Below are 25,548 nucleotides of genomic sequence, written 5' to 3' on the forward strand. Positions count from 1 at the left end.
CCTAATTTGAAGCCTCATTTCCGCTAGAAGTATGTACATTATTTTTGATACCGAGACTACCGGTTTGCCCCGGGACTACAATGCTCCCATGTCCGATGTGGACAATTGGCCCAGGCTGGTTCAGATCGCCTGGCAGCTGCACGATGCCCGAGGCAAGCTCATTTCCAATCACAATTACATCATCCGTCCGGAGGGATTTACCATTCCCTATAATGCCGAAAAAGTCCACGGCATCTCCACCAAGCGAGCATTAGCCGAGGGGCATGACCTGAAGGAAATCCTCCAAGTCTTCCGTGAGGATGTAGTGCAAGCCAAATTCTTGGTAGGCCATAATATCGGGTTTGATATCAATGTGGTGGGTTCAGAATACCTGCGCGCTGAGCTGGTGATGCCACTGGAAAGCAAGGCTGAGCTTGATACGAAAGACATCTCCACAGATTTCTGTGCTCTTCCCGGCGGGAAAGGCGGAAAATTCAAATGGCCAACCCTGACGGAACTGCATCAAAAGCTTTTTGGAGTCGGATTTGACGATGCACACGATGCGGCCTATGACGTGGATGCAACGGCCCGATGCTTTTTTGGACTGATCACTCAGGGCGTGCAAAAACCCGAACCGGGAATTTTGCTCGAAGAGGTAATCTATGAGGCGCCTAAGTTGGCAGAAGCCAATTTTGTCCAAGCCAAAGACGAGCAAAAGGCTGCTAAAGACATTTTGAAGCAAGCCGGCAAAGCGGATATCTCCGATCTGGCAGATGTTCCATTTACCCATCTCCATGTCCACACCCAATACTCTGTACTCCAAGCTACCTCCGAAATCCCTGCCATCGTAGCCAAAGCCAAATCCATGGGCATGTCTGCTATAGCCATGACCGACCACGGAAACATGATGGGAGCTTTCCATTTCGTAAAGGAAGCGATGGGGAAAGAACTCAAGCCCATTTTGGGATGTGAGTTTAATCTCTGCCGGGACCGAAAAAACAAAGCCAATAAGGATGACGGCTATCAAACCGTCCTAATTGCCAAAAACAAAGCCGGCTATCACAATCTGGCTAAGTTGGCCTCCTATGCTAATATTGAAGGGTTTTACTACTTACCTCGAATTGACAAAGAAGTCTTGGTCCAATACAAAGGGGACTTGATTGCCACTACAGGAGGTCTTTGGGGGGAAATTCCTTATCTGATTCTCAATGTAGGTGAAACCCAAGCCGAGGAGGCTTTCCTTTGGTGGAAAGAGCAGTTCGGGGAAGACTTCTACGTGGAGCTCAATCGGCACGGGATACCCGAAGAAGAAAAAGTAAATGAGGTTCTTCTCGAGTTTGCGAAGCGATATAATGTCAAGTATTTCGCAGCGAACAACACCTACTACAACGACAAAGGAGACGCCAAAGCTCATGACATTTTGCTCTGTGTGAAGGATGGTGAACTCGTAGAAAAGCCCAAAAAATACATCGGCAAGCGAGGCCGAGAGTTCCGATATGGGTTTCCCAATGATGAGTTTTACCTCAAGAGTCCCGAGGAGATGAAAAAGCTATTCGCGGACCTTCCGGAAGCCATAGCGTGCACTCAGGAAATCGTGGACAAGTGCGAAGCTTACAAGCTAGCCAGGGAGGTATTGCTGCCCAAATTTGACATTCCTGAGGAATTCAAGCATGCAGAGGATGAGGTAGATGGAGGAAAGCGAGGGGAAAATGCTTACCTACGCTACCTGACCTATGAAGGCGCCAAAAAACGGTACAAAGAAATTACCCCGGAGATTCAGGAGCGATTGGATTTTGAATTGGCAACAATCGAAAAAACAGGATATCCAGGCTATTTTTTGATTGTCCAGGACTTTACCCGAGCTGCTCGGGACATGGGGGTATCCGTTGGCCCGGGACGGGGGTCTGCGGCTGGTTCGGCTGTAGCCTACTGTGTAGGAATTACCAATGTAGATCCCATTGAGTACGATCTGCTTTTTGAGAGATTTCTGAATCCGGACCGGGTATCCCTTCCCGATATTGACATTGACTTTGACGATGAAGGACGACAGGATGTCATCGACTATGTGATCAAAAAATACGGTTCCAATCAAGTCGCTCAAATCATCACCTACGGCACTATGGCCGCAAAATCTGCGATCCGAGATACCGCCCGGGTGCTCAATTTACCATTGCAGGAGGCCGGACGCTTAGCCAATTTGGTTCCGGATATCAAATTAAAAGCCTTGTTTGATCTTGCAAAAAATCGTCCTTCCCTTCACGAAAAGCTCAAAGGACAGGGGGAACTGATCCAAAAAGCAGAAGAATTGCTGCGGATCGCACAGGGACAGGACGAACTGGCCAAAACGGTCAATCAGGCAACGGTCCTGGAGGGTTCGGTAAGGAATACGGGGATCCATGCCTGTGGGGTAATCATTACTCCGGATGACATCACCAATTTTGTCCCGGTTGCTTTGGCTAAGGACTCAGACATGTTTTGCACCCAGTTTGACAACTCGGTTGTAGAATCCGCCGGCCTGCTGAAGATGGACTTTTTGGGTCTCAAAACCCTGACCTTGATCAAAGATGCGATCAAAATTGTCAAAGAGAAGCATGGAATCCAACTAGATGCCGATGCCTTTCCTATAGATGATATCAAGACCTACGAACTTTTCCAGAGAGGTGAGACGGTCGGCATTTTCCAATATGAAAGTCCCGGAATGCAAAAATACATGCGGGATTTGAAACCCACGGCTTTTGCCGATTTGATTGCCATGAATGCGCTCTACCGTCCGGGACCTTTGGCCTACATCCCGGAGTTTATTGATCGAAAGCACGGCAAAAAAGAAATCACCTATGACCTCGATGATATGAAGGAGTATCTCGAGGAGACCTATGGGATTACCGTTTACCAGGAGCAGGTTATGCTCCTTTCCCAAAAACTCGCCGGCTTTACCAAAGGTGAGGCAGACGTGCTACGTAAAGCCATGGGTAAAAAGCAAAAGGACGTACTGGACAAGATGAAACCCAAATTCATCGAACAAGCAGCGGCAAAAGGACATGAACCAAAAAAACTGGAAAAAATATGGACGGATTGGGAAGCTTTTGCTTCCTATGCCTTCAACAAGTCCCACTCCACCTGCTATGCATGGATAGCTTATCAGACAGCCTACCTCAAAGCCCACTATCCTGCAGAGTACATGGCTTCAGTACTCAGTAACAACATGAATGACATCACTCAGGTGACTTTCTTCATGGAGGAGTGCAAACGGATGGGGATCCTGGTTTTAGGTCCAGATGTCAACGAATCCAAAAGTGGCTTTACAGTCAATGCCGCTGGAGAAATCCGCTTTGGACTGGCAGCCATCAAAGGAGCAGGAGCGGCGGCAGTAGAGGAAATCATCAAGGAAAGAGAGAAAGGCGGATTCTTCAAAAATATCTTTGACTTTGCCAAGCGGGTAAATTCCCGGGCCCTGAACAAAAAGACGATGGAGGCTTTGGCCATGGCAGGAGGATTTGACTGCTTCAAAGAGCATCATCGCCGTCAATACCTGGAAGCTCCCGATGGAGACATTACACTCATCGAAAAAGCGACCAAATATGCCCAAAAAGTGCAGCAGGAGGAAGAAAGTGCACAAGTCAGCCTTTTCGGAGGCGGTGGCGGAAATGCTGAAATCCCACTGCCTTCCGTGGCACCGATGGAGCCTTTCTCACAGATTCAACAATTGAATATCGAAAAGGAAGTGGTTGGGCTTTTTATTTCCGGGCATCCTTTGGATCAATACAAGCTGGAAATCGAATCTTTTACCAATTGTGCCCTGACAGCCCTTTCGGATTTGGAGAGTCTGAGAGGGAAAGAACTGAAAATGGCAGGCTCGGTGGCTTCTTTTGCCCATAGAACGACCAAAAACGGTAAGCCTTTTGGTACCTTGACTCTGGAAGATTATCACGGGTCACACACCTTCTTCCTCTTTGGGGAGGACTATGTCAAGTACAAAGAATACTTCATGACGGGGTGGTTTATTTTCCTCACAGGAAAAGCAGAACAGCGAAAATGGGGCAATGAAAACGAGCTGGAATTCAAGATCAATACCATGATGCTCCTCAGTGAAGTCAGGGGAAAAATGGTAAAGGGAATCCGGGTGCATATCGACTTGGATAATCTGAATTTGGACCTGATGGAAAAATTGGAAGCGATCACCACCAAATACAAAGGGGCAGCCAAGCTATTTATTGATGTGATTGACAAAAAAGAAAACATCACCTTGGAGCTCTTTTCCAAAAAAATCACCGTGGACCCCAGTTCGGAGATGATTCAGGAACTAAAATCCATCCCAGAAGTAATTTACAGGGTGATTTGAAAGCAAATCATCGACAGAAACTATGATTCATAGACATTTATTTCAAACACTGAGGAACTAATCGGGCGACGATTCACTTTCTCTGATATATTTGAAAATCCGAACAGAAACAAACACAAATAAAATGGGAAAAGCAATTGAAATCACCGACGCGAATTTCGAGGAAATCATCTCCGGTGATCAGCCAGTATTGGTAGACTTCTGGGCAGAGTGGTGTGGACCATGTAAAATGATAGGCCCTGTGGTGGAGCAAATGGCCGCAGAATATGAAGGAAAAGCAGTCATCGGCAAGGTGGATGTAGACTCCAATCCTTCTGTAGCTCAGGCTTTCGGAATCCGCTCTATCCCTACGCTGCTGTTCTTCAAAGATGGACAGATTGTAGACAAGCAAATCGGCGCTGTGCCAAAAGCAGTCCTAGCTCAAAAGCTGGATGCACAACTTTAATTCTTAATTACACTGAGAATCGAGCCGTGGAGAAAACTTCACGGCTTTTTTTATCTTCACCACCGATATGGCTGAAACGATGATTTCCTTGGATGATTTCTGGACTTTGCGAAAGCAAATGCCAATCATCGACGCCCGAAGTGAAGGGGAATTTGCCCAAAGCCATATCCCAGGAGCATTCAATCTTCCCATTCTGAATGATTCAGAAAGGATTGAAGTAGGAACCTTATATAAACAAAAAGGCCCTGAGGAGGCAATTTTGAAGGGTTTTGAATTGGTCGGACCTCGATTTCATCTGATTCAAAAAGAAGCACTTTCCAAATTTCCGGAGAAAAAAATCATCGTCTATTGCTGGAGAGGAGGTATGCGGAGTCAGATTCTTTCTTGGCTCTTGAGCATGGTGGGATTTGAAATCTTTCGGCTCAAAGGAGGATATAAAACCTATCGGAATTTCACTTTCCATGAGGTCCGAAAAGATCTTTGCCTTTTGGTCTTGGGAGGAAAAACGGGAGTAGGTAAAACCCAACTTTTAAAAACTCTCGCGCAAAGAGGTGAACAGGTCCTAGACCTCGAAGGATTAGCCAATCACCGAGGATCCTCTTTTGGATCCATCGGGCTTCCTCCCCAGCCGAGTGTGGAGCAGTTTGAGAATCTTTTGGCAGAAATGATTCGCAGGCTAGATTCCACCCAGCCTATTTGGGTAGAGAATGAAAGCCGAAAAATCGGCCGGGTGATTCTACCGGATCGGTTTTTTGAGCAAATGCTCCAAAGTCCATTCATAGATATTCAAAAAACAGAAGAAGAACGAATCGAACACATCGCAGAGGAATATGCCCAACTTCCCAAATTAGACCTGATTCAAGCCGTGAAAAGGCTTCAGAAGCGTTTGGGAGGTCTAAGAACTCAGGAAGCGATTGCTGCAATTGAATCAGAAGATCATGCCTCCTGGATAAGAAATCTTTTGATCTATTACGACAAAACCTACGATTTTGACTTGGAACGGCATCAGGAAGAAAAAACAAAACATCTGGATCTGAGTCATCTTTCTCTAGAGAACCAAATCCATCAACTTTTACAGGCTAAAAACCAGCTTTATGGAAACTAACCCAATACGACTGACAGAATGGAGTGAAGGATCAGGCTGTGGCTGCAAGATTGCTCCCGCAATTTTGGAGCAAATCCTGGCTTCAAGCGGATCCTATTCCCAAAAAGACCCCAAACTCTTGGTGGGCAATTCTTCCAAAGACGATGCAGCAGTCTATCAGGTCTCGGAAGACTTGGCTGTAATCAACACGGTTGATTTTTTTACCCCGATTGTCGATGATCCTTTTGATTTCGGCAGGATTTCGGCTGCCAACGCGATTTCAGACATCTATGCTATGGGCGGCAAACCCATTTTTGCCAATGCGATTTTGAGTTGGCCGGTGGAAAAGCTGGTTCCAGAGCTTGCAGCGAAGGTATTGGAGGGAGCCAAAAGTATTTGTAATTCAGCAGGAATTGAGCTTGCCGGCGGACATAGTATTGCCGCAAAGGACCCGATTTTTGGGCTTTCAGTCAACGGAATTATTCATCCCAAAAAGATCAAAACCAACTCCGGTGCTAAAGAGGGAGATTTGATTTTTCTGACCAAACCGATCGGCGTCGGCGTATTGGCAACGGCCTTGAAAAGAGGCAAAATCCAAGAAAAAGACTATTGGAACCTTCTGGATACTGCTTGTAAGCTAAACTCAATCGGAGAGATCCTAGGCAATCATGAGGAAGTCCACGCCATGACCGACGTGACTGGATTTGGACTGTTGGGCCACCTGATTGAGATGGCGGAAGGGGCAGGACTCAGTGCTGAGATCGAATTGGGAAGAATTCCTTTAATCGAGGGGATACAGGACTACATCAACCAGTTTATTTTCCCAGACAATACTTACCGAAACTGGAACGCCTTCAGTTCTAAAGTTACCGGAATTCAAGGAATGGATTTGGTCAAATTCTGCGATCCTCAGACCAGTGGTGGTCTACTGATTGCAGTTGCTCCTGAAAACAAAGATTGGTTTGAAGCTACCATGAAACAAGCCAAAGAGGTATTCTGGGAAATCGGCAGATTTATGGCTGCGGAAGAGTTTCGAGTACGGGTAGTCTAATGAGGTTCCAAATTCGAGACTCCACCTGATACCATAAACTTCATCACATCCGAGCTTTTCACCCCTCGAAGCGGAGTCACCTTTTCCTTTTTGACTAAAAATACATTTCCGGACACATTGTAACTATGCGGAAAATACACCGCTACCATGTCTTCTTTTCCCACCACGGACATATCTTCTTGCGTGATAAAACCCAAGCGACACATAGAGTCCGAAATTTCCACAATGACCGGAGAGCTGAATTTTTTCTTTTCCCCCACAAAAGCCCCCATCAAATCCTTGATAGAAGTATAAAGCAGGTTAACCAAAGGAATCTTAAACACTCCCCGCTCAAACCACTCAAAGAAAGGCTTGGTGAAGAAGAGACTGGCCAAATAGCCAATAAAGGTAATCAGGGCCAATACCATCAAAATCCCGATACCGGGAATAGGCACAGGAATCAGATTATCCAGAAAAACGAAAATGGCATACATCACATAAATGGTGACAGCCAAGGGGGTGAGAAAAAGTAATCCTCGAAAGAAGTAGGATAAGATTCTGCGATAGGTAAAAGCCATATAAAACGTGTTTCAAAAAAAATGCCCAATCAGAAGAAAAGGCATTTTATTGTTGGTCTTCAGGGATTTCAATCTAAAATTTTCACTTTGACACTTCGATAGTAAATCACGCTTTCCGGGTCATGGGCCTGAAGAGCGATGGTACCACCGCTCAGCTTCTTTGTACCCAAATCGCTACCCCGCTTTTCGTCCTTGGACTCATCGTATTCATTGATGGTTTGGCCATTTACTTTGACCGTAATTTTACTTCCTTCTACAATTACATGTTCGGTATACCATTCTCCATCTTCTACATATACTTCCCGGACATCCTGGAAGGAATACACACTGCCTGTTTTTCTCCAGTCTCCATGGCTTTGATTTACCTGAATTTCATAGCCTACATTGGGCCACCCAGTATCTTGGTATTCGGTATGAATAAATATGCCGGAATTGGCCTTAGGCATGGTCTTTACCTCTACCATCAGCTCGAAGTTTTTGAAGTCATGATCGCCAACAGGCCCCACATAAAAGGCATGTCCACGAGGTCCGGCCACTTTGATGACCCCATCTTCTACCGTGAAGGAACCTGGGTTTTCAGAAACTTTCCAGCCATCCAGATTATTTCCATTGAAAAGCTCAATCCATTCTCCCTTTTGAGCAAAAACAGTCACAGAAAGAAAGGTGAAGGCAAAAAGGAAAGTAAGTTTTTTCATAAGGCAAGGTTTTGATTAGCAAGGATCAAGATAAAGCATATTTGGTAAGATTGCTTTACCGTCAGAAACAAAAAAGCTCCGAAGAACCTCTCCGGAGCCTAATTTTATTCCATTTATTATTAAAGGTCAATCCCCATAAAGGACATGAAGGCAATACCCATCAAACCGGTCAAAAGCATGGTAATACCCAATCCCTTCAATCCATCAGGTACTGCAGAATATTTCAATTTTTCACGGATAGCAGCCAATGCTACGATAGCCAAGAAGAAGCCCGTACCTGAACCAAATCCATAAACGGCAGATTCGGCAAAAGTATAATCTCTTTGAGCCATGAACAGGGAACCACCCAAGATAGCACAGTTTACAGCAATCAAAGGAAGGAAGATACCCAACTGACCATAAAGAGCAGGAGCAAATTTTTCGACAACCATCTCTACCAACTGCACCATCGCTGCGATGATGGCGATAAACATGATAAAGCGAAGGAAAGTCAAATCAACAGACGCTAAAGATGCGTTTGCCCAAGCCAAGGCTCCTTCTTTCAATACAAATTCGTTCAATAACCAGTTGACAGGAACAGTCACCGTCAATACGAAAATAACTGCAGCACCCAAGCCAAGGGCTGTGCTTACTTTTTTGGAAACGGCAAGGAAAGAACACATCCCCAAGAAGTAGGCGAAAACCATGTTGTCGATAAAGATCGACCGGATTCCAAGATTAATTAAGTCCATTTTTCTAAGCGATTTTTAGTGTTCTACATACCCTGTTTTGGTGCGCTGCACCCAAATGATCAAACCCAAGATGATAAAAGCACCTACAGGTGAAACCATCAAGCCATTGGTAGCCAACTTGAAGTCAGGACCAAAAAGACCGGAAACATAATCAAATACCGGAACTCCGAATACTGAACCAGAACCCCATAGTTCGCGGAAGAAAGCTACCGCAAGAATGATCCAGGAATAACCCAAGGCAGAACCCAAGCCATCTAGGATTGAGTCATAAGGCTTGTTCCCCAGAGCAAATGCTTCCAAGCGGCCCATTACGATACAGTTGGTAATGATCAAACCCACAAATACAGAAAGTTCTTTGTACATGTCGTAGGCGAAAGCCTTCAGCACCTCGGATACCAAGGTTACCAAAGTAGCCACTACTGCCAACTGAACAATAATTCGAACTCGGGTTGGGATGGTATTTCTCAATAGGGAAATGGCCAAGTTGGACATGACCACTACGAAGATTACAGATATCGCCATTACTAGAGTAGGCTTCATCTGAGTTGTCACCGCCAAAGCAGAACAGATACCCAAAACCTGAATGGTGATCGGGTTGTCATCTACTAGAGGATCAGTAACCAGTTTTTTTCTACGCTTGGAAAGAAGGGCCTCAGCAGGCTTCTTTTCAATCGCTTTTTCTATAGTTTCAGCACTCATAGGTCTTTATTTCTAGAAAGGTGGAAAGTTGAGATTAAAGAGCCTCAGCAACTGCCTGATTACTCTTTTTGGATTCGATGAAAGACTTGTAGTAGCCTAGGTAGTTTTGCAGCATGGAATTTACTCCGTTACCTGTAATGGTGGCTCCGGACATACCATCTACTTTATGTGGATCGGAGGAATAATCTTTACCCTCACCCTTCTGCATTGAAATGGCAACCAATTCACCACTTTCATTGAATATCTCCTTTCCAACATATCTTTCTTGTACTCCCGGCTCAGTGATTCTTGCTCCCAAACCCGGAGTTTCACCTGCATGGGCTAGGGTAATCCCTCCCACAGTATTCATATCTGTATCCAAAGCAAGATAGCCCCAGATCGCATCCCACAAACCAGCTCCATATAGAGGAAAAATGTAGGACTCAACAGCTTCATTATTTCCTTCAGCATGGAAGATGAAAACCGGGAACAAGCGCTGATCAGCAGGCTTTTTGTAGTTCTTAGCAATGTCTACATTTTCAGCAGTGACAGGCGCACCAGCTTGTTCAGTTACTTCTTTGCCATTGATGTCTACCACTACAGAAGAAATTCTGTTGGCATAAAACGCATTGATTTGCTCAGGGGTCATAGCGTCGATTTCCTCGCCGGAAATCACAGCACCCAAGATTTGCTTTTTCTTGTCCAAGGCAATGGCTTCTTTTTGCAAAGGACCCAAAACCTGGGAAGTACCTGATAAAAGCAGACCAAGAACCACGGTCAATATGACCGAAAATGTGATAATGTAAACGTTAGACTGTTGCACGTTGTAACCTCCTTGTTTTATTGGCTTTTACTACATAATAATCGATCAAAGGTGCAAACACGTTCATAAACAGAACGGCTAGCATAATACCTTCCGGATAAGCTGGATTGGTAACTCGGATAATCACAGTGAGCATACCGATCAGCAAACCATAAATCCATTTACCTACTTCGGTTTGTGCGGCAGATACCGGGTCAGTGGCCATAAAGATTACTCCAAAAGCCAAACCTCCCATTACCCAGTGGTACTGAGGCGGCATGGCCATAAACTCATTTACAGCGAAAATATTCATCACCAAGCCCATCAAATAGGCACCTGCAAAACCGGATACAATAATCTTCCAGCTAGCTACTCCTGTACCAATCAATATCACGGCACCCAAAAGAGCCATCAAAGTGGAAGTCTCACCGATGGAACCCGGGATCCATCCCATAAACATATTAAAGAAACTGAAGTCAGCACCAGTCGAGGCATTGTGTGTAGCTAGTGCGTCTACAACTGGAGTTCCTTCTATCCCTGCGTTGTATGCCACTGCCAAAGCGGTTGCACCTGAGAAACCATCTACAGCCGTCTTGTCAGACAAATAGGTCCAAACTTGATCACCAGAGATCTGAGCAGGATAAGCGAAATAAAGGAATGCTCTCGCAGTCATCGCTACGTTAAGGATATTCATTCCCGTGCCGCCAAAAACTTCCTTACCCACGACTACGGCGAAAATTGTAGCCAAAGCAACTTGCCATAGGGGAATGTAAGGAGGCATGACTAAAGCAATCAGCATGCCCGTCACCAAATAGCCTTCACTGATGGGGTGATTTCTGATCACACAGAAAGTAAACTCGGTGAGCAAACCTACTGCATAAGAAACGATCACAATCGGGAGAACAGACCAGGCTCCAAAGATGGCTTTGTCTACCCAAGTAGCTTCCTCACCAGTGGCGATGAAGTGCTGATGTCCCACATTGAGGATACCGAAAAGCAGAGCCGGAATCATGGCAATCACCACGGTAATCATCACTCGCTTCAGATCGGTAGCATCTTTAATTTGAGCACCTTTGGCCTTTGTGGTCAAATCAGGAGCAAAAGCAATGGTTCGGTGACCTTCATAAAGGGTATAAAACTTTTCCCATTTGCCTCCCTTTTCAAAGTTCGGCTTGACACTGTCGAAGAGATTTTGTAACGCCTTCATATCTTTAACTATACATTAATAATTCAATCCCATTTCTTACCAACTCCTGCAAATCATTCTTGGAAGGATCTACAAATTCACACAAGGCTACATCTTCCTCGACCAATTCATATAGTCCCAATTCTTCCATTTCATCAAAATCCTCAGCGATAATCGCTTTGAATAAGTAGGTGGGAAGAATGTCCATAGGAAGAACCTTTTCGAACACACCGGAAACCACAAATGGTCTTTCTTCTCCGTGAGTATTGGTATCTACTTTAAATTCCCCTTTGTTGAGGAAAGAAAACATTCCAAGCGCTTTATGGAAGCTCAACTTGGAAGTACTAGGCTTCAACCAGCCGAGGAATTCCTCATAATCACCCTCAGGAATTACGGTGATTTGATTATGGTAAAATCCAAGATACCCATCCAGACTGATTTTTTCTCCAGTCAATACATTGCCAGAAATCACCCGAACATGACCTGAATTGAGGTTTCCTTTGACAAATGTGGAAACATTGGCACCAACGTAAGTTTTCACATAAGCAGCTTTGGTCACTTCAGATCCTGTGATTGCGATGGTTCTGGAAGCATCATAGATTCCTTCCACGACTGCCTTTCCAATCTGCACTACGCCAAATGGGCTTACTGTCCAAACCAGATCTCCCTTATTTATTGGGTCGATATGGTGGATTTGCACGCCTACATTTCCCGCAGGATGAGGCCCGGAGAACTTGTTCACCTGAACATTCTGAACTCCGGAAAACACTGCTGGTACTGGCTTGGATCCGTCTACATTGAGATGAACCTTTCCGGAAGTAAGCTTGGTCAAAGCATCGATTCCAGCTTGGAAATACTTCTCTTCTCCCTGAAGTGTAAATCCATAATCCGGAGCTAAAGGATGCGTATCAAAAGCAGAAATGAAGATAGCCTTTGGCTTATCTGCCGGATTGGCTACCACTCCAAAGGGTCTTTGGATGATATTTGGCCACACGCCGGAAGAGGCGAGCTTGGCTGCCAAATCTTCGGAGTTTAGATCGATTTTACCCAAATTTTCATGGGAAATCGTTTGGTCTGCTAGGATTCTGATTTCGAGAAGTTTTCTTTTCTCTCCTCTTTTAATCTCGACAATCTCACCAGAAACGGGAGCCGCATAGATGACCTGATCCATGGCTTTGTCGATCAGGATGGGAGTACCCGCTTTTACGGTATCTCCTTCTTGGACGAGGACTTTGGGGCGTTGGATGCCCGGAAAGTCTGTCGGCTTAAGGGCGAAGGTCTGTGCCGGGGCGAAATTGGCCATCTCCTGAGAGGCCTTTCCTGCCAACTTTAGGTCAAAACCCTTGTTAAGCTTCACTATTTTAGACATATCTGTTTTTGAACTATGAGCTTTTGAAAAACGCCCCAAATCTAAAGAAAAACCTTTTGAATTGAAGCCAAAGTGATGGGAATTATCGGAACTTTTCCTTGGTTGGTCAAATCACTGAAATCAAGCCTCAATTAGATTCTCTTCCATGGTTTCCAGGGAGTTTTTGACCTGCTCCATCAGCCACATCGGAGTGGAGGTAGCTCCGCAAATCCCAATTTTATCCTCAGGGTTAAACCACTCTGCCTGCAACTCTGTTTCGTTTTCGATAAAATAACTTCTCGGATTTTCGCTCAGGCAGACTTGATAAAGGGCCTTACCGTTGGAACTTTTCTTGCCTGAAACAAAGAGAATCACGTCGTTTTCCTTCGCAAACTTCTGAAGCTGAGGCTCTCTGTTGGACACCTGACGGCAAATGGAATCGTTGGCATTAAAGTCCAATTCGGTCAATTCCCCTTTGGAATTTTTGATTCGCTCCTCGATTTTTTGGGAAAGTTCATAAAAGCCTTTGGTGCTTTTGGTCGTCTGACTAAACAGGGTAACCGGCTTGTTGTAGTCAATTTTTTCCAAATCAGAGTCTTCCATGACCACTATGGCTTTTTCCAGGGTCTGTCCGGTAAGGCCGATTACCTCCGCATGGCCTTTTTTTCCGTAGATCACAATCTGACCATTTTCCCGCTCCATTTTGTCAAAGGCAGTTTTGACCCGATGCTGTAGCTTCAGCACCACCGGACAGGAAGCATCAATGAGTTCAATATTGTTTTCGATGGCAGTCTTGTAAGTCTCCGGCGGTTCACCATGGGCACGAATAAGCACTTTGCAGTCGCTCAACTCGGCTAGTTGATCTCTATCGATCACAATCAACCCCTTTTCACGAAGGCGCTTCACCTCCATGTCGTTGTGTACAATATCTCCAAGGCAATACAGCTGATCGCTGTTTTCCATTTCGTCCTCTGCCATTTTGATGGCGAATTCCACTCCGAAGCAATAGCCGGAGTTTTTATCAATGGTTACCTGCATAATCTTTTTCTTTTTGTATGGCTTTTTGGGCCAAATCCACAATCTGCCGGACTTGCTCCTCAAATTCCAAATTACTCGTATCTATTTCTGCTGCATCGGGCATCTTTAGCAAAGGACTTGCTGCCCGGGAAGAATCCACGCGGTCCCTTTCTGCAAGGTTGGTCTTGATTTCTTCCAAATCCACCAAATCTCCTTTTTCCATCAGTTCCTTCTGCCTTCTTCCAGCTCGGGTCTCCAAATCTGCAGTCATGAAAACTTTCAATTCTGCCTCAGGAAACACTACCGAACCTATATCTCTTCCATCCATTACCACTCCCTTCTTTTTCCCCAAACGCTGTTGTTGTCGGACCATAGCCTGTCGGATTTCGGCAACAGCAGCTATTTCACTTACGGATTGGGATACCCTCATGGTTCGGATTTCTTCTTCCACATTCAGCCCATTGAGATAGGTTTCCTGCTTTTGGGTATCGGGATTGATTTGGAAAGAAATGTCTATGCCTTCCAGACCTCTTTGCACATCTTTGGGATTGCCAGGAGATAGGTGTTCGTTCAAAAAATAAAGCGTTACCGCTCGATACATCGCTCCAGAATCGATGTAAGTGTAGCCTAGGGCCTTTGCAACAGCTTTTGCGGTCGAACTCTTCCCACATCCTGAATATCCGTCTATTGCAATGACTACTTTGCCCATCAAAAAACCTGTCTTGGTTTGGCTATGAATTTTGCGCAAATATAGTAGTTTTAATTCAAACCATTTTCCGGGTTAGGGAGGGATAAATCCAAAATCACCTCCCAGTCTCCCCCAAAACTTCTCCCTATGACTATCGAAGGCATTCTTGTAAATATTCCCAAAAAACAACTTCAGCCTGTCCAGCTCTCCTTAGAAGCGGGAAAGATTATTTCAATTCAGGAAATTGCTGCGAAACAAGGACTCCCCTATTTGATGCCGGGATTTATCGATGCACATGTCCATGTAGAGTCTTCGATGCTGGTTCCCTCGGAATTTGCCCGTTTGGCTGTGGTGCATGGAACTGTAGCAACCATCTCCGATCCACATGAAATAGCCAATGTCAGCGGCATGCAAGGCGTAAAATACATGATCGAAAATGGCAAACAGGTGCCCTTTCACTTTTTCTTTGGAGCCCCTTCCTGTGTTCCGGCTACTCCTTTTGAGACAGCAGGCGGCGAAATCAATGCCGATGATATTGAAAATTTGATGAGCCGTTCTGAAATCCTCTACCTCGCTGAGATGATGAACTGGCCCGGAACAGTCCATCGAGATCCACTCGTGATGGAGAAGATTCGAATTTCAAAAAAATACGGCAAACCCATCGACGGACATGCGCCCGGCCTGATGGGAGAACTGGCAGAAAAATATGTGTCTGCAGGGCCAAGCACGGATCACGAGTGCTTCACTTACGAGGAGGCATTAGGCAAAATCAAACTCGGAATGAAAATCTCTATTCGGGAAGGTTCGGCCGCCAAAAACTTTGAAGCGCTGATTGATCTGATCGACGACTATCCCGATATGATCATGTTCTGCTCCGACGACAAGCATCCTGACAATCTGGCCATCAGTCATATCAATGAACTCGCCGCCCGAGCTATCGCCAAGGGAAAAGACGTGTTTGACGTGCTGAGAGCAGCCTCCCTCAATCCGATTGCTCACTATTCCTTACCAGTGGGTCAAGTCCGAGAAGGAGATCCTGCTGATTTTATTTTGGTAAAAGATCTGGAACAGTTTGAAGTTCTGGCCACCTATATTAAAGGAGTAAAAGTAGCCGAAAACGGAAAGACGCTGATTCCCCGAGTCAACAATGAGTTGATCAATAATTTCCACACCTCGCTCAAAAGGCCGGAAGATTATCGGCTTTCTGCCTCAGGATTAAAAGTGCGAGTCATCGAAGCCTTGGACGGGCAACTGATTACGCCTGAGATCGAAGGGGAAATTTTGATCCGGGATGGCTTTGCGGAATCCAATCCGGAAAAAGACATTCTGAAAATCACCGTGGTCAACCGCTATCAGGACGCTCCTCCTGCGGTGGCTTTTATCAAAAACTTCGGGTTAAAAACCGGAGCCATCGCTTCCTCCGTGGGTCATGACTCTCATAATATCATTGCCGTGGGAATCGATGACGAGTCTATCTGCAGATCCGTGAATCTCCTGATCGAAGCAAAAGGCGGGATTTCGGCAGTTTCGGGAGAAAAAGAGGAAGTGCTCCCGCTACCTGTAGGAGGAATAATGTCACCGGAAGACGGCTATCAGGTGGCTGAAGCCTATACCCGAATCGACCGAATGGCCAAGGAAATGGGTTCTAGCCTGAATTCTCCCTTTATGACACTGAGTTTTATGGCCTTGCTGGTAATTCCGGATTTGAAGCTGAGTGATAAGGGATTGTTTGATGGGCGAAATTTTGCTTTTTGTGATCTATTTTTCGGCTTGTGATTAATTTTTTAAAATATTTTACCCAATTAGTTGTTTTTTTTTTTTCGACCTATTACTTTGGTAGAAATCTTTTTGGCCAAAGGATCGAATCTGGGAAATTCTAGAGCTTCCCGAACAAAATCAATTGAACCCTAACTATTCTTAAATTAAGAAAAATGAAAATTTACTCAAAATTTATCCATAACCTTATTCTAATTGTTTTAACTGGGTTTTTAATAAACGGATGTATTGAAGCTCCTAATAGTTTTGAACAAAACTTAAATACATTAGAAAAAGAAGATCTTGCTGATAAAGCTAAAAATTACTATGAAAATTGGGAAAATGAATCAAAGAGGAATCTTAGGCATTCCACAGAATTCACCACTATTTACCCTGATTGGTCATTGCTTTCCCATATCAACAATTCAAGATTTGTTACAGTACCCGCTAAAAGAAAACTAAATACACTATTTGGTGAAAAAGCTTATTTGAGAAGGATTGTATTTGAATTCACCGATGATGGAGAGATAAAAAATGCTGGCATAATAGAATTGATCGGACTAGACCTGGAGTATTTAATGGAAAATGAAAACAGCCTGATTAAAGAATACTTTGAAGGAAAACAAAATAATGAAAAAGTAATCTACATCTGGTCAGATCTAAATTATGAAAATCAGAACAATTCACAAATCAATGGTTATGAGGTTTACATAATTCAAAAAGAGGGAATTCGTGAAAATAATCAAAGGATCTTGAGTTGCACAGATTGGTACTATGTATACACTTTAAACGGTATAGTTATAGGGGAAGAATATTTATATACTACCTGTTCGGGTGATAGTTGTAATGAGAATTCTACAGACGCTTGTCTCGAAGAACCCCCACAAGGCGGAGGAGGAAATTCAGGAATGGAAGTAGCAAAAATTTGTGGAACATACTCATTTACAAATGTAGGCAATTCCTTAACAGCAGAAATTCGTAATTTAGGAATGACTGCAGTAAATTTATCCTTATTTCAAGGAAGGGGACAAGTGATTCCCGTTGAACTTGGACCAATGTGCTTTAATTTTTCGGCGAGCTCGGCTAGCTCAATTTCCGCATCCACCATCATTAATGAGGCATTCAACAGTACTACAATTGAAATTCAGCAAGGGTTAAATAATGGTACAATAAATGCTACTAATATTTATATTGAATTCAAGAATAAATTTGGTCAGAATTTCAATACCCTTAAAAACTCCTTTGGATTGACTGGAAGCCAAGCTGGGTTTTCCTACGGTCAATGTTTTGGTTCAGTCACAACAAATGAGGCGAATTACCTCTGTCCCTAAAAGATCATGGAAATAGAAATGCTAAAAAAGCTTAATGAAGAGTTCAAAAATCGATGGGGTCCTTTAACTGAAAAAAAAATAAATCTTATTATTGAAGGAATAAAAACCCCCAAATGGGACAAAATATTAAAGTTTTTTAATAATAATGACTTATTCGATTATTCTTACATTCAATCGCCAAACCATGCACTCTTTATACCAAAAGTAATTCCTAACAAAGAAATAGGTTTTTATCTTTACATTCACCTAGAAGCCCCTATATTCACATGCTTTTTTAAGAAAATACATTTCGGGATTTCCCCAAAGAACACGAGGTATACAATCTGTTCAAGCTCAAGCGAGAGAAAATTTGATTTCACTCTAATGGAAGTAATTCACTACGTAAAAGAAACATATTTAGGATACCGCTATCTATCACACAAATTGTTGTTTGAAAACAAAGTGGATTGGGGAGTACCTATTGGAACTAATGAAAAAAAAGATGGCTATTTTATTTTCGAATACTTTTTCGAAGCTTTTCATTTTACTGAAGGGGACGAAATGGTAGTCCTAGAGTAAGAATATAGGAAAATATAAAAAGAGCCTTCCCATGTCTTTTACAGCCCCTCTGTAAGATTTGGACTAGTATCTGCAAAAAACGCAGGCTCCATAAAGAACCTTTGAGACAATCTTAATACGTTATCAAGAATATTTTCCAGTTGTAAAATAAAACTCTATCTAAAAATAATTATCCATCACCATCTGAAGCCAAGCTTTTGACTTGGTCATAAAGATTATTGCTCTTTTTATTCAGAAAGATAGAAAGATAATCTAATAGGGATCAAATTGGAAAAATCCGGAATCCAATTCCAGATTTTTCCAATTTCACAATAAAACTCATTTAGAAACAAACTCTCCAGTTTCCAAAAAACCAATCGACGGACATGCTCTTGGACTAATGGGCGATTTGGCAGAAAAAAATGTGTCCGCAGGGTCAAGCACGAATCATGAGTGCTTTACTTACGAGGAGGCGCTAGGCAAAATCAAACTCAGGATGAAAATTTCCATTCGGGAAGGTTCGGCTGCCAAAAACTTCTAAGCCTTAATCGATCTGATTGACGACTATCCCGGGATGATCATGTTCTGCTCCGACGATAAGCATCCCGACAATTTGGCCATCAGTCATATCAATGAACTCGCCGCCCGTGCGGTGGCCAAGGGAAAAGACGTGTTTGAAGTGCTGAGAGCAGCCTGCCTCAATCCGATTGCTCACTATTCCTTACCTGTCGGTCAAGTACGGGAAGGAGATCCTGCTGATTTTATTTTGGTAAAAGATCTGCAAAAGTTTGAAGTGCTCGCCACCTATAGCAAAGGACAAAAAGTAGCCGAATCTGGAAAAACACTGATTCCCCTTGTCAATAATGAGGTCATTAATAATTTCCACACCTCGCTCAAAAGGCCGGAAGATTTTCAGCTCTCAGCCTCAGGCACAAAAGTGCGAGTAATCGAAGCCTTGGACGGGCAACTGATCACCCCAGAGATCGAAGGGGAAATTTTGATCCGGGACGGCCTTGCGGAATCCAATCCGGAAAAAGACATTCTTAAAATCACCGTAGTCAACCGCTATCAGGACGCTCCTCCTGCGGTGGCTTTTATCAAAAACTTTGGGCTGAAAACCGGAGCCATCGCTTCCTCCGTGGGTCATGACTCTCATAATATCATTGCCGTAGGAATCGATAACGAGTCTATCTGCAGTGCGGTGAATCTTTTGATCGAAGCAAAAGGCGGGATTTCGGCAGTTTCGGGAGAAAAAGAGGAAGTGCTCCCGCTACCTGTAGGAGGAATAATGTCACCGGAAGACGGCTATCAGGTCGCTGAGGCTTACACCCGAATCGACCGAATGGCTAAGGAAATGGGTTCAAATCTGAATTCTCCCTTTATGACCCTGAGCTTTATGGCCTTGCTGGTAATTCCAGATTTGAAACTGAGTGATAAGGGGTTGTTTGATGGGCGAAATTTTGCTTTTTGTGATCTGTTTTTCGGTTTGTGATTAATTTATTAAAATATTTTACCCAATTAGTTGGTTTTTTTTTCGACCTATTACTTTGGTAGAAATCTTTTTGGCCAAAGGATCGAATCCGGGAAATTCTAGAGCTTCCCGAACAAAATTCATTATTTACCTTAAACTTTAAAAATCATGAAAAGAGTAAAAATTTTCCTGCTGGGCATGGGCTTGCTAGGCCTAGGTGCCATGGGTATTTCTTATTTCGGTGCCACAGATGCTGAAGCACAGGCATCAACTGTAGAATATTGCCAATAGAATGGTACAGATTGTCTCAGTCCATCTGTGAATAATTATTGTATTTGTGAAGACGGATCAGGCAATCCTTAAATCTCGAAATTTAATAGTTGAACACTGGCTGCTTCAAAAATTTTTTTTTTGGGGCAGCCTCTTTAAATTCTCTCATTTTCAGTGAAAAAATTCTTCAGTATCATCAGCATATTATTTATTCTATTGGGCTGTACTCAACAAACACCAATTAAGGATCTCAAATCAACTATTCACCAAACTATCAGAATTCCCTTGGAATTGGATATCAGTCCAAATAGAACTAGCTTCCAATATATAAATTCCGATTCTGGAGAATATTTGGCTTTTCAAAATAAAATAGGTCCAAGAATAGAGATTTTTAATTTAGACAGCAAACATCATGTAACCAGCATCAAGTTAGCTCAAGATGGCCCAAACAGAGTCGGTATTGCCAATGGATTCAGAATTATCGCCCAAGACTGTTTACTGATCGCCTCTATTCCTCCTTCCATTAAAATCCTGAATTTTGAAGGAATCAAACACAAGGATATTCCTGTTTTGGACACAATCAATCATGTTAATTTTTTAAGCTCAAATAATGAGATTCCTTTTTTATTCAGTGACCATGAATTATTCGGTGCTCAACCATTTTTTCGGAATTTCTTTGAAACAACACCCAAGGATGTCTCATCTTACAGCCATATATACAAAGTTAATCTTACGACCGAAAAGGCAGAATGGCTACCTATTTCCCACCCCTCTGACGCATGGGACGAGGGCAAGAAAACTCCTAATTTCACCTGGACCGACCGAAATGACAGTATCGTTGTATCACCTCAAACTGACCATCGCCTGTGGATAATATCAAAGCGGGGTGGTAATCTGCTTGGGTATAAAGAAGTCCACTCAACATCCGTAAACAGATTTCAAATTATAAAAGGTCTTCCCGAGGGTGATAAAGGTATTATTGAAGCCTTGGCTAGCGATAGATATGAATTGATCCTTCATGATCCTTTTCGGGATGTCTTTTACCGTTTTTTCTTCATGGGAGTAGATTGGGAGAATTATAATTTGGGATATAGGAATTTGTATTCAAACAGACCTAAAATCGGGGTTTTGGTATTAGACAAAAATCTTGAGGTTATTGGAGAGAAGGTATTTGATGACAATTACTTAGAAGCATGGAATTACTTTGTTGGTCGAAAAGGACTTTACGTATCCACCAATAATCCCAACCGGGACGATTTTGATGAAAATATTCTTCGGTATGATATTATCCGATTTGAGGGATTAGAGTATGAGGATTGATCGCTTTTTTCTCTGGATCGGGGTATTTTGGTTGGGGGCATGTTCTTCTCCTTCCAAATCAAAGGTTTCCTCAATCCTCGATATCCCAGAACCTGAGGAATGGATTCTTGTCATTCATCCTGAAGGCTGCAAAACCTGTTTGGATAGTTTCTACAGCGAACTTCAATTTCTTCCTAAAGAAAGCCCAGGGGCAGTTGTACTGATTGCAAAAAATTCGAAAACGTTACGGCTTCACACATTTATCGAAAACTTTCAGATTCCTCTTTACCTGGACGAACAAAAACTTCTGATCAAGGAAGGATTGGTACAAATAACGGATCAGATTTTACTTTTTAGAAAAGATGATATTCAATCCTTCGATATTCTGGATTACCAAAAGGCACTTCAGGAAATAAGATGAATCATAATGCCCCAGTCGCCGGTGATTTTGGGCTTAAACTGCTAAATTAAGGCTTGTTTGATGGCAAATGGTCTGAGTTTGTTAATGTTTTCTTTAATGTTAGTGTCAAAGTAATTTTAGCTTAAACTAAAACTGATAAAATCATGGTATCTGATTCCATATTTTTCCAGTTTTCCGCTGTATTGCTTTTCCGAATGCAGCAAAGAAAAGCCTCCAAAGGTTCGAAACCCTTGGAGGGTAAATATCAAAACTCCGAAGTAAAGTGGAACTCGATCTCGGGGTAGTTATCCTGCACCATTTGCAACCAAGACTTGGACTCGGCCATAAAGACCAGCTTGTCGTCTTTGTCCCGTGCGATATAGCGATTTTTTGAGCGGACAAATTCATCCAATTGCTTTTTGTCTTTGCAACTGATCCAGCAAGCCTTGTATAGGTTCATCGGATGAAACTCCACGGTGGCGTTGTATTCGTTTTTCAGTCGGAACTGAATTACTTCAAACTGAAGTTGTCCGACCGTACCGACGACTTTCCGCTGTCCCATTTCAAAGGTGAACAATTGTGCTACCCCTTCCTCCATCAATTGCTTCAGTCCTTTTTCCAATTGCTTGGTCTTCATCGCATCCTTATTGACCACCTCTCGGAAGATCTCCGGAGAAAAGCTCGGAATCCCCGTAAAGACCATATTTTCTCCTTCGGTGAGGGTATCTCCGATCTTCAAATTTCCGGTATCGTAAAGACCTACGATATCCCCTGGAAAAGCCTCATCGATAATTTCCTTGTCCTGAGCCATAAACTGAGTCACATTGGAAAAACGAAGCGGCTTCGGTCCACGCACATGGTTGTAAGGCTTATTCCGCTCAAACGTTCCCGAGCAGATCCGTAAGAAGGCGATGCGGTTTCGGTGATTGGGATCCATGTTGGCGTGAATCTTAAAGACAAACCCGGTGAATTTGGACTCTTCAGGATTCACTTCCCGCACATCGGTATCCCGACTCTTTGGGGTTGGGGCGATTTTGATGAAGGTATCCAGCATTTCATTGACCCCGAAGTTGTTGACCGCAGAGCCGAAAAATACCGGAGCAATTTTTCCCTCTAGATAATCCTTGACATCAAAATCAGGGTAAACGCCCTCGATCAGATCGACATCTTCGCGAAGCTGGCTGGCATTTCCAGGGCCGATTAAGGCATCAAGCTGCGGATCCTCCAGATTTTCAAACACCTGACGGTCGTCGCTGAGTTTTCGCTGGGAGGGAGTAAAAAGGTTGAGCTTTTTCTCGTACAGATTATACACCCCTTTGAAGCCTTTACCCATCCCAATCGGCCAAGAAAGCGGTCGAACTTTGATATTCAATTTTTCCTCCACTTCGTCAAGCAAATCGTAAGGATCCCGACCTTCCCGGTCGAGCTTGTTGATAAAGCAAATCACAGGAGTATTTCGCATTCGACAGACCTCCATCAATTTTTCGGTCTGGATCTCGACCCCTTTTACGCAGTCGATGACCATGATCACAGAATCCACAGCGGTCAACGTACGATACGTATCCTCGGCAAAGTCTTGGTGACCGGGGGTATCGAGCAAATTGATTTTGACATCCTTGTATTCAAAACCCATGACCGAAGTTGCCACAGAGATTCCCCGTTGCTTTTCAATTTCCATCCAGTCGGATTTGGTGGCGGTGTCGATTTTATTGGATTTGACTGCACCGGCAGTCTGGATCGCCCCTCCAAAGAGGAGTAACTTTTCAGTCAAAGTGGTTTTCCCCGCATCCGGGTGGGCAATAATGGCAAATGTTCTCCGCTTTTTGATTTCCTCAGTCAAACTCATGGGTCGTAAAATTCAGGGGGCAAAGGTAAGGAAAATGGATTTACGATTTTTGAATTACGATTTACGATATCAATCCGAACCTCAACCCTGATTTTCAAAGGCTAAAATTTGTGGGTAAAAGGTTGAAGTCCAGTTTCCCGTCGTAAATCGTAATTCTGCCTTCGTAAATTCGCTAATATTCCAAAATACCTTCTGTAATAAACTGCGAGGCGTCCTCCAGATTGCCCAAAAGCATAATGCGAAAAGTGGTGCCTTTTCCGACTTCGGAGTTTTTGACAAAAATCTTTCCTCCGTGATAACCTTCCACGATTCGCTTGGCCAGTGTTAAACCTAGTCCCCAACCTCGTTGACGGGTAGAAAAACCGGGATAAAACACTTTTTTGAAATTCTTTTTCTCAATCCCTTTTCCTGTATCGGTAATGTCGACGATGACAAATTTGTCGCTGTCCTGAACCAGATCAATGGTAATGGTCCCTTTTCCCTTCATCGCATCCACTGCATTTTTACAGATATTTTCCACCACCCATTCAAAAAGCGGCTTGTTCATCATGGCCTCCAGGTCTTTGGAGTCAGAATTGATCACCAGCTCCACCTTGGTAGATATACGGGGCTTGAGGTAATTGATCGTTTCTTTGATCACCTCGTACAAGTTTTCGGATTGGATAACTGGCTTGCTTCCGATGCTGCTAAATCGCTCGGTAACCATCCTTAGCTTTACCACATCCTTATCCATTTCCTGAATGACCTCCTTATTTTCGTTCCAGACGGGGGAATTTCGCAGATAATCGATCCAAGCCATCAGGGAAGCGATGGGTGTGCCAAGCTGATGGGCTGTTTCCTTGGTTAGGCCTGCCCATACCCGGTTTTGCTCTGCGATTTTGCTTTGGTTGAAAAGGGCATAAGCCAAAGCCCCGAAAAGCAAAATGACCACAAGCTGCACATAGGGATAATATTTCAGGTTGGTTAAGAGCTCCGAATTCCTGTAATAGACCCGTATATCTGCCTCACGGAGGTAAATGGGTTCATATTCTTCCTGCATTTCATCCAACTCCTTTTCCAAGGTTTTGGTAGAATCCCTCTCATCCGCATTCTTTTTGAAATTGATATTTCTAAACTCTAGGGGATTCCCTTCGGAATCGACCATGATGATCGGGATGGAGTAGTTTTGCTGGATTATTTCCTGATTAATGAAAGTGAGATTTTCAGAAGTAGTCGCTGCATACTCGAGCGCAGAGGAAAGCAATTGAATCTGACGGCTTTCTCTTTCCCTCAATTCGGCTACAAGTAGATTGGTATACCAAATAGAACCTGAACCGATCAGCAGAGAAACCAAAAAAACAAGCCATTTCACCTGCTTCTTATTCTGGTAAAAATCTATGGAGGTCAAATCCTGAAAGGGGGTCTTCATCTAAATCTCGTATAGCTCTTCACCCTAATTAACTCCCCTAAGTCATAGAAAGTATAAGTTGGTGATAGAATTTATCAGTTGGCTTTTCTGGCTCAATTTGAGTAAATTTAAGGTATTAATCAAAAGCAAAAAACTATCGAAAATATGAAAACCAACGACATCGGATTAGAAATCAAAGAATCAAAAAACCTGGTCAAAACCCTGAATAAGCTTTTGGCAAATTACCAGGTCTACTATCAAAACCTCAGAAACTTCCACTGGAATGTATCCGGTCCCAACTTCTTTGAGCTTCACGCCAAATTTGAGGAATTGTATACTACGGCTAACACTCAAGTCGATGAGGTCGCAGAACGGATATTGACTTTGGGGCAGAGGCCCTTTTCTTCTTACGCCGAATACATCGAGCATTCGGGGATAGAAGAAGCGAAGGAAGTCGAAGATGCTAAAAAGATGGTGGAGATCGTAAGAGACAACCTCAATCATCTCTTAAATCTGGAAAGAAAAACCCTCGAAGAGGCTTCCGAAAATGGAGATGAAGGTACAGTCACCCTGATGAGTGATTACATTACTGCCAAAGAAAAAGTAGTCTGGATGCTATCAGCCTACCTGAAATAAGAACAAATCCCGGCCA

General features: G+C 43.5%; 22 protein-coding genes and 1 pseudogene. 12 read left to right on the forward strand and 11 right to left on the reverse strand.

Features of this window, described 5'->3' with window-relative positions; translation table 11 throughout:
- The first annotated feature begins 31 nt into the window (after nucleotides 1-31).
- From dnaE to selD, 4 genes are all read left to right on the forward strand, one after another.
- Nucleotides 32-4,318, forward strand: coding sequence for a DNA polymerase III subunit alpha (dnaE, locus tag AAA943_RS19095; RefSeq protein ID WP_338225930.1), 4,287 nt, complete (start codon nucleotides 32-34; stop codon nucleotides 4,316-4,318).
- A gap of 97 nt (nucleotides 4,319-4,415) precedes the next feature.
- Complete coding sequence (gene trxA / locus AAA943_RS19100; protein ID WP_338226045.1) at nucleotides 4,416-4,763, forward strand: thioredoxin; 348 nt, start codon at nucleotides 4,416-4,418, stop codon at nucleotides 4,761-4,763.
- Nucleotides 4,764-4,830: 67 nt separating this feature from the next.
- Entirely contained in the window at nucleotides 4,831-5,868 is a 1,038-nt protein-coding gene (mnmH, locus tag AAA943_RS19105) for a tRNA 2-selenouridine(34) synthase MnmH (RefSeq protein ID WP_338225932.1), read from the forward strand.
- The gene (selD, locus tag AAA943_RS19110; protein ID WP_338225934.1) at nucleotides 5,858-6,898 is read left to right on the forward strand and encodes a selenide, water dikinase SelD; all 1,041 of its coding nucleotides are present in this window, start codon (nucleotides 5,858-5,860) and stop codon (nucleotides 6,896-6,898) included. Before mnmH ends, selD begins: the two co-directional genes overlap by 11 nt.
- Here the strand turns inward: selD and AAA943_RS19115 are convergent.
- From AAA943_RS19115 to cmk, 9 genes are all read right to left on the reverse strand, one after another.
- Nucleotides 6,895-7,455, reverse strand: coding sequence for a DUF502 domain-containing protein (locus tag AAA943_RS19115; protein WP_338225935.1), 561 nt, complete (start codon nucleotides 7,453-7,455; stop codon nucleotides 6,895-6,897). The two genes, selD and AAA943_RS19115, sit on opposite strands and share 4 nt — an antisense overlap.
- A 68-nt stretch (nucleotides 7,456-7,523) precedes the next feature.
- Nucleotides 7,524-8,150 carry a 3-keto-disaccharide hydrolase gene (locus AAA943_RS19120; RefSeq protein ID WP_338225937.1) on the reverse strand — a complete coding sequence of 209 codons (627 nt, stop codon included), beginning with the start codon at nucleotides 8,148-8,150 and terminating at the stop codon, nucleotides 7,524-7,526.
- A gap of 119 nt (nucleotides 8,151-8,269) precedes the next feature.
- Nucleotides 8,270-8,881, reverse strand: a complete 612-nt coding sequence (gene nqrE, locus AAA943_RS19125) for an NADH:ubiquinone reductase (Na(+)-transporting) subunit E (protein WP_338222013.1) — start codon at nucleotides 8,879-8,881, stop codon at nucleotides 8,270-8,272.
- A gap of 15 nt (nucleotides 8,882-8,896) precedes the next feature.
- Nucleotides 8,897-9,580: an NADH:ubiquinone reductase (Na(+)-transporting) subunit D gene (locus AAA943_RS19130; protein WP_338222014.1), complete on the reverse strand. Its 684-nt coding sequence runs from the start codon at nucleotides 9,578-9,580 to the stop codon at nucleotides 8,897-8,899.
- A 34-nt stretch (nucleotides 9,581-9,614) separates the two neighbouring features.
- On the reverse strand, nucleotides 9,615-10,382 hold the full coding sequence (gene nqrC / locus AAA943_RS19135; protein ID WP_338225939.1) for an NADH:ubiquinone reductase (Na(+)-transporting) subunit C: 768 nt from the start codon (nucleotides 10,380-10,382) through the stop codon (nucleotides 9,615-9,617).
- Nucleotides 10,369-11,568, reverse strand: coding sequence for an NADH:ubiquinone reductase (Na(+)-transporting) subunit B (locus tag AAA943_RS19140; RefSeq protein WP_338225940.1), 1,200 nt, complete (start codon nucleotides 11,566-11,568; stop codon nucleotides 10,369-10,371). The genes nqrC and AAA943_RS19140 overlap by 14 nt, the downstream gene beginning before the upstream one ends.
- A 4-nt stretch (nucleotides 11,569-11,572) precedes the next feature.
- Entirely contained in the window at nucleotides 11,573-12,916 is a 1,344-nt protein-coding gene (locus AAA943_RS19145) for a Na(+)-translocating NADH-quinone reductase subunit A (RefSeq protein WP_338225943.1), read from the reverse strand.
- A 120-nt stretch (nucleotides 12,917-13,036) separates the two neighbouring features.
- A complete protein-coding gene (locus tag AAA943_RS19150; protein ID WP_338225945.1) occupies nucleotides 13,037-13,933 on the reverse strand; it encodes a 4-hydroxy-3-methylbut-2-enyl diphosphate reductase in 897 nt (298 codons plus the stop codon).
- Nucleotides 13,917-14,621, reverse strand: a complete 705-nt coding sequence (gene cmk, locus AAA943_RS19155; protein WP_338226046.1) for a (d)CMP kinase — start codon at nucleotides 14,619-14,621, stop codon at nucleotides 13,917-13,919. Before cmk ends, AAA943_RS19150 begins: the two co-directional genes overlap by 17 nt.
- A gap of 126 nt (nucleotides 14,622-14,747) precedes the next feature.
- Between cmk and ade the strand changes: the two genes are divergently transcribed.
- The 7 genes and pseudogenes from ade (at nucleotide 14,748) to AAA943_RS19190 (ending at nucleotide 21,684) form a co-directional block, all read left to right on the forward strand.
- Complete coding sequence (gene ade, locus AAA943_RS19160) at nucleotides 14,748-16,376, forward strand: adenine deaminase (protein ID WP_338225946.1); 1,629 nt, start codon at nucleotides 14,748-14,750, stop codon at nucleotides 16,374-16,376.
- A 155-nt stretch (nucleotides 16,377-16,531) separates the two neighbouring features.
- Nucleotides 16,532-17,686 (forward strand): hypothetical protein, encoded by a 1,155-nt coding sequence (locus AAA943_RS19165; RefSeq protein WP_338225948.1) that lies wholly within the window; start codon nucleotides 16,532-16,534, stop codon nucleotides 17,684-17,686.
- Nucleotides 17,687-17,692: 6 nt separating this feature from the next.
- On the forward strand, nucleotides 17,693-18,244 hold the full coding sequence (locus AAA943_RS19170; RefSeq protein WP_338225950.1) for a hypothetical protein: 552 nt from the start codon (nucleotides 17,693-17,695) through the stop codon (nucleotides 18,242-18,244).
- 349 nt (nucleotides 18,245-18,593) lie between these two features.
- Nucleotides 18,594-19,715: pseudogene (locus AAA943_RS19175) on the forward strand (adenine deaminase C-terminal domain-containing protein); the annotation flags it as partial.
- A 147-nt stretch (nucleotides 19,716-19,862) separates the two neighbouring features.
- Nucleotides 19,863-19,985 carry a hypothetical protein gene (locus tag AAA943_RS19180; protein ID WP_338225951.1) on the forward strand — a complete coding sequence of 41 codons (123 nt, stop codon included), beginning with the start codon at nucleotides 19,863-19,865 and terminating at the stop codon, nucleotides 19,983-19,985.
- A gap of 153 nt (nucleotides 19,986-20,138) precedes the next feature.
- Nucleotides 20,139-21,284 (forward strand): DUF4221 family protein, encoded by a 1,146-nt coding sequence (locus AAA943_RS19185; RefSeq protein ID WP_338225953.1) that lies wholly within the window; start codon nucleotides 20,139-20,141, stop codon nucleotides 21,282-21,284.
- Complete coding sequence (locus AAA943_RS19190) at nucleotides 21,274-21,684, forward strand: hypothetical protein (RefSeq protein WP_338225955.1); 411 nt, start codon at nucleotides 21,274-21,276, stop codon at nucleotides 21,682-21,684. The genes AAA943_RS19185 and AAA943_RS19190 overlap by 11 nt, the downstream gene beginning before the upstream one ends.
- A 244-nt stretch (nucleotides 21,685-21,928) precedes the next feature.
- On the opposite strand, the gene AAA943_RS19195 is transcribed toward AAA943_RS19190, so the two are convergent.
- Nucleotides 21,929-23,509, reverse strand: a complete 1,581-nt coding sequence (locus AAA943_RS19195; protein ID WP_338225957.1) for a peptide chain release factor 3 — start codon at nucleotides 23,507-23,509, stop codon at nucleotides 21,929-21,931.
- Between the two features lie 172 nt (nucleotides 23,510-23,681).
- A complete protein-coding gene (locus AAA943_RS19200; RefSeq protein ID WP_338225958.1) occupies nucleotides 23,682-24,917 on the reverse strand; it encodes a sensor histidine kinase in 1,236 nt (411 codons plus the stop codon).
- 144 nt (nucleotides 24,918-25,061) lie between these two features.
- On the opposite strand from AAA943_RS19200, the gene AAA943_RS19205 reads away from it, so the two are divergent.
- A complete protein-coding gene (locus AAA943_RS19205) occupies nucleotides 25,062-25,532 on the forward strand; it encodes a Dps family protein (protein ID WP_338225960.1) in 471 nt (156 codons plus the stop codon).
- Nucleotides 25,533-25,548 lie beyond the last annotated feature (16 nt).

This window comes from Algoriphagus confluentis (genome assembly GCF_036245625.1).
Lineage (GTDB): Bacteria > Bacteroidota > Bacteroidia > Cytophagales > Cyclobacteriaceae > Algoriphagus > Algoriphagus confluentis.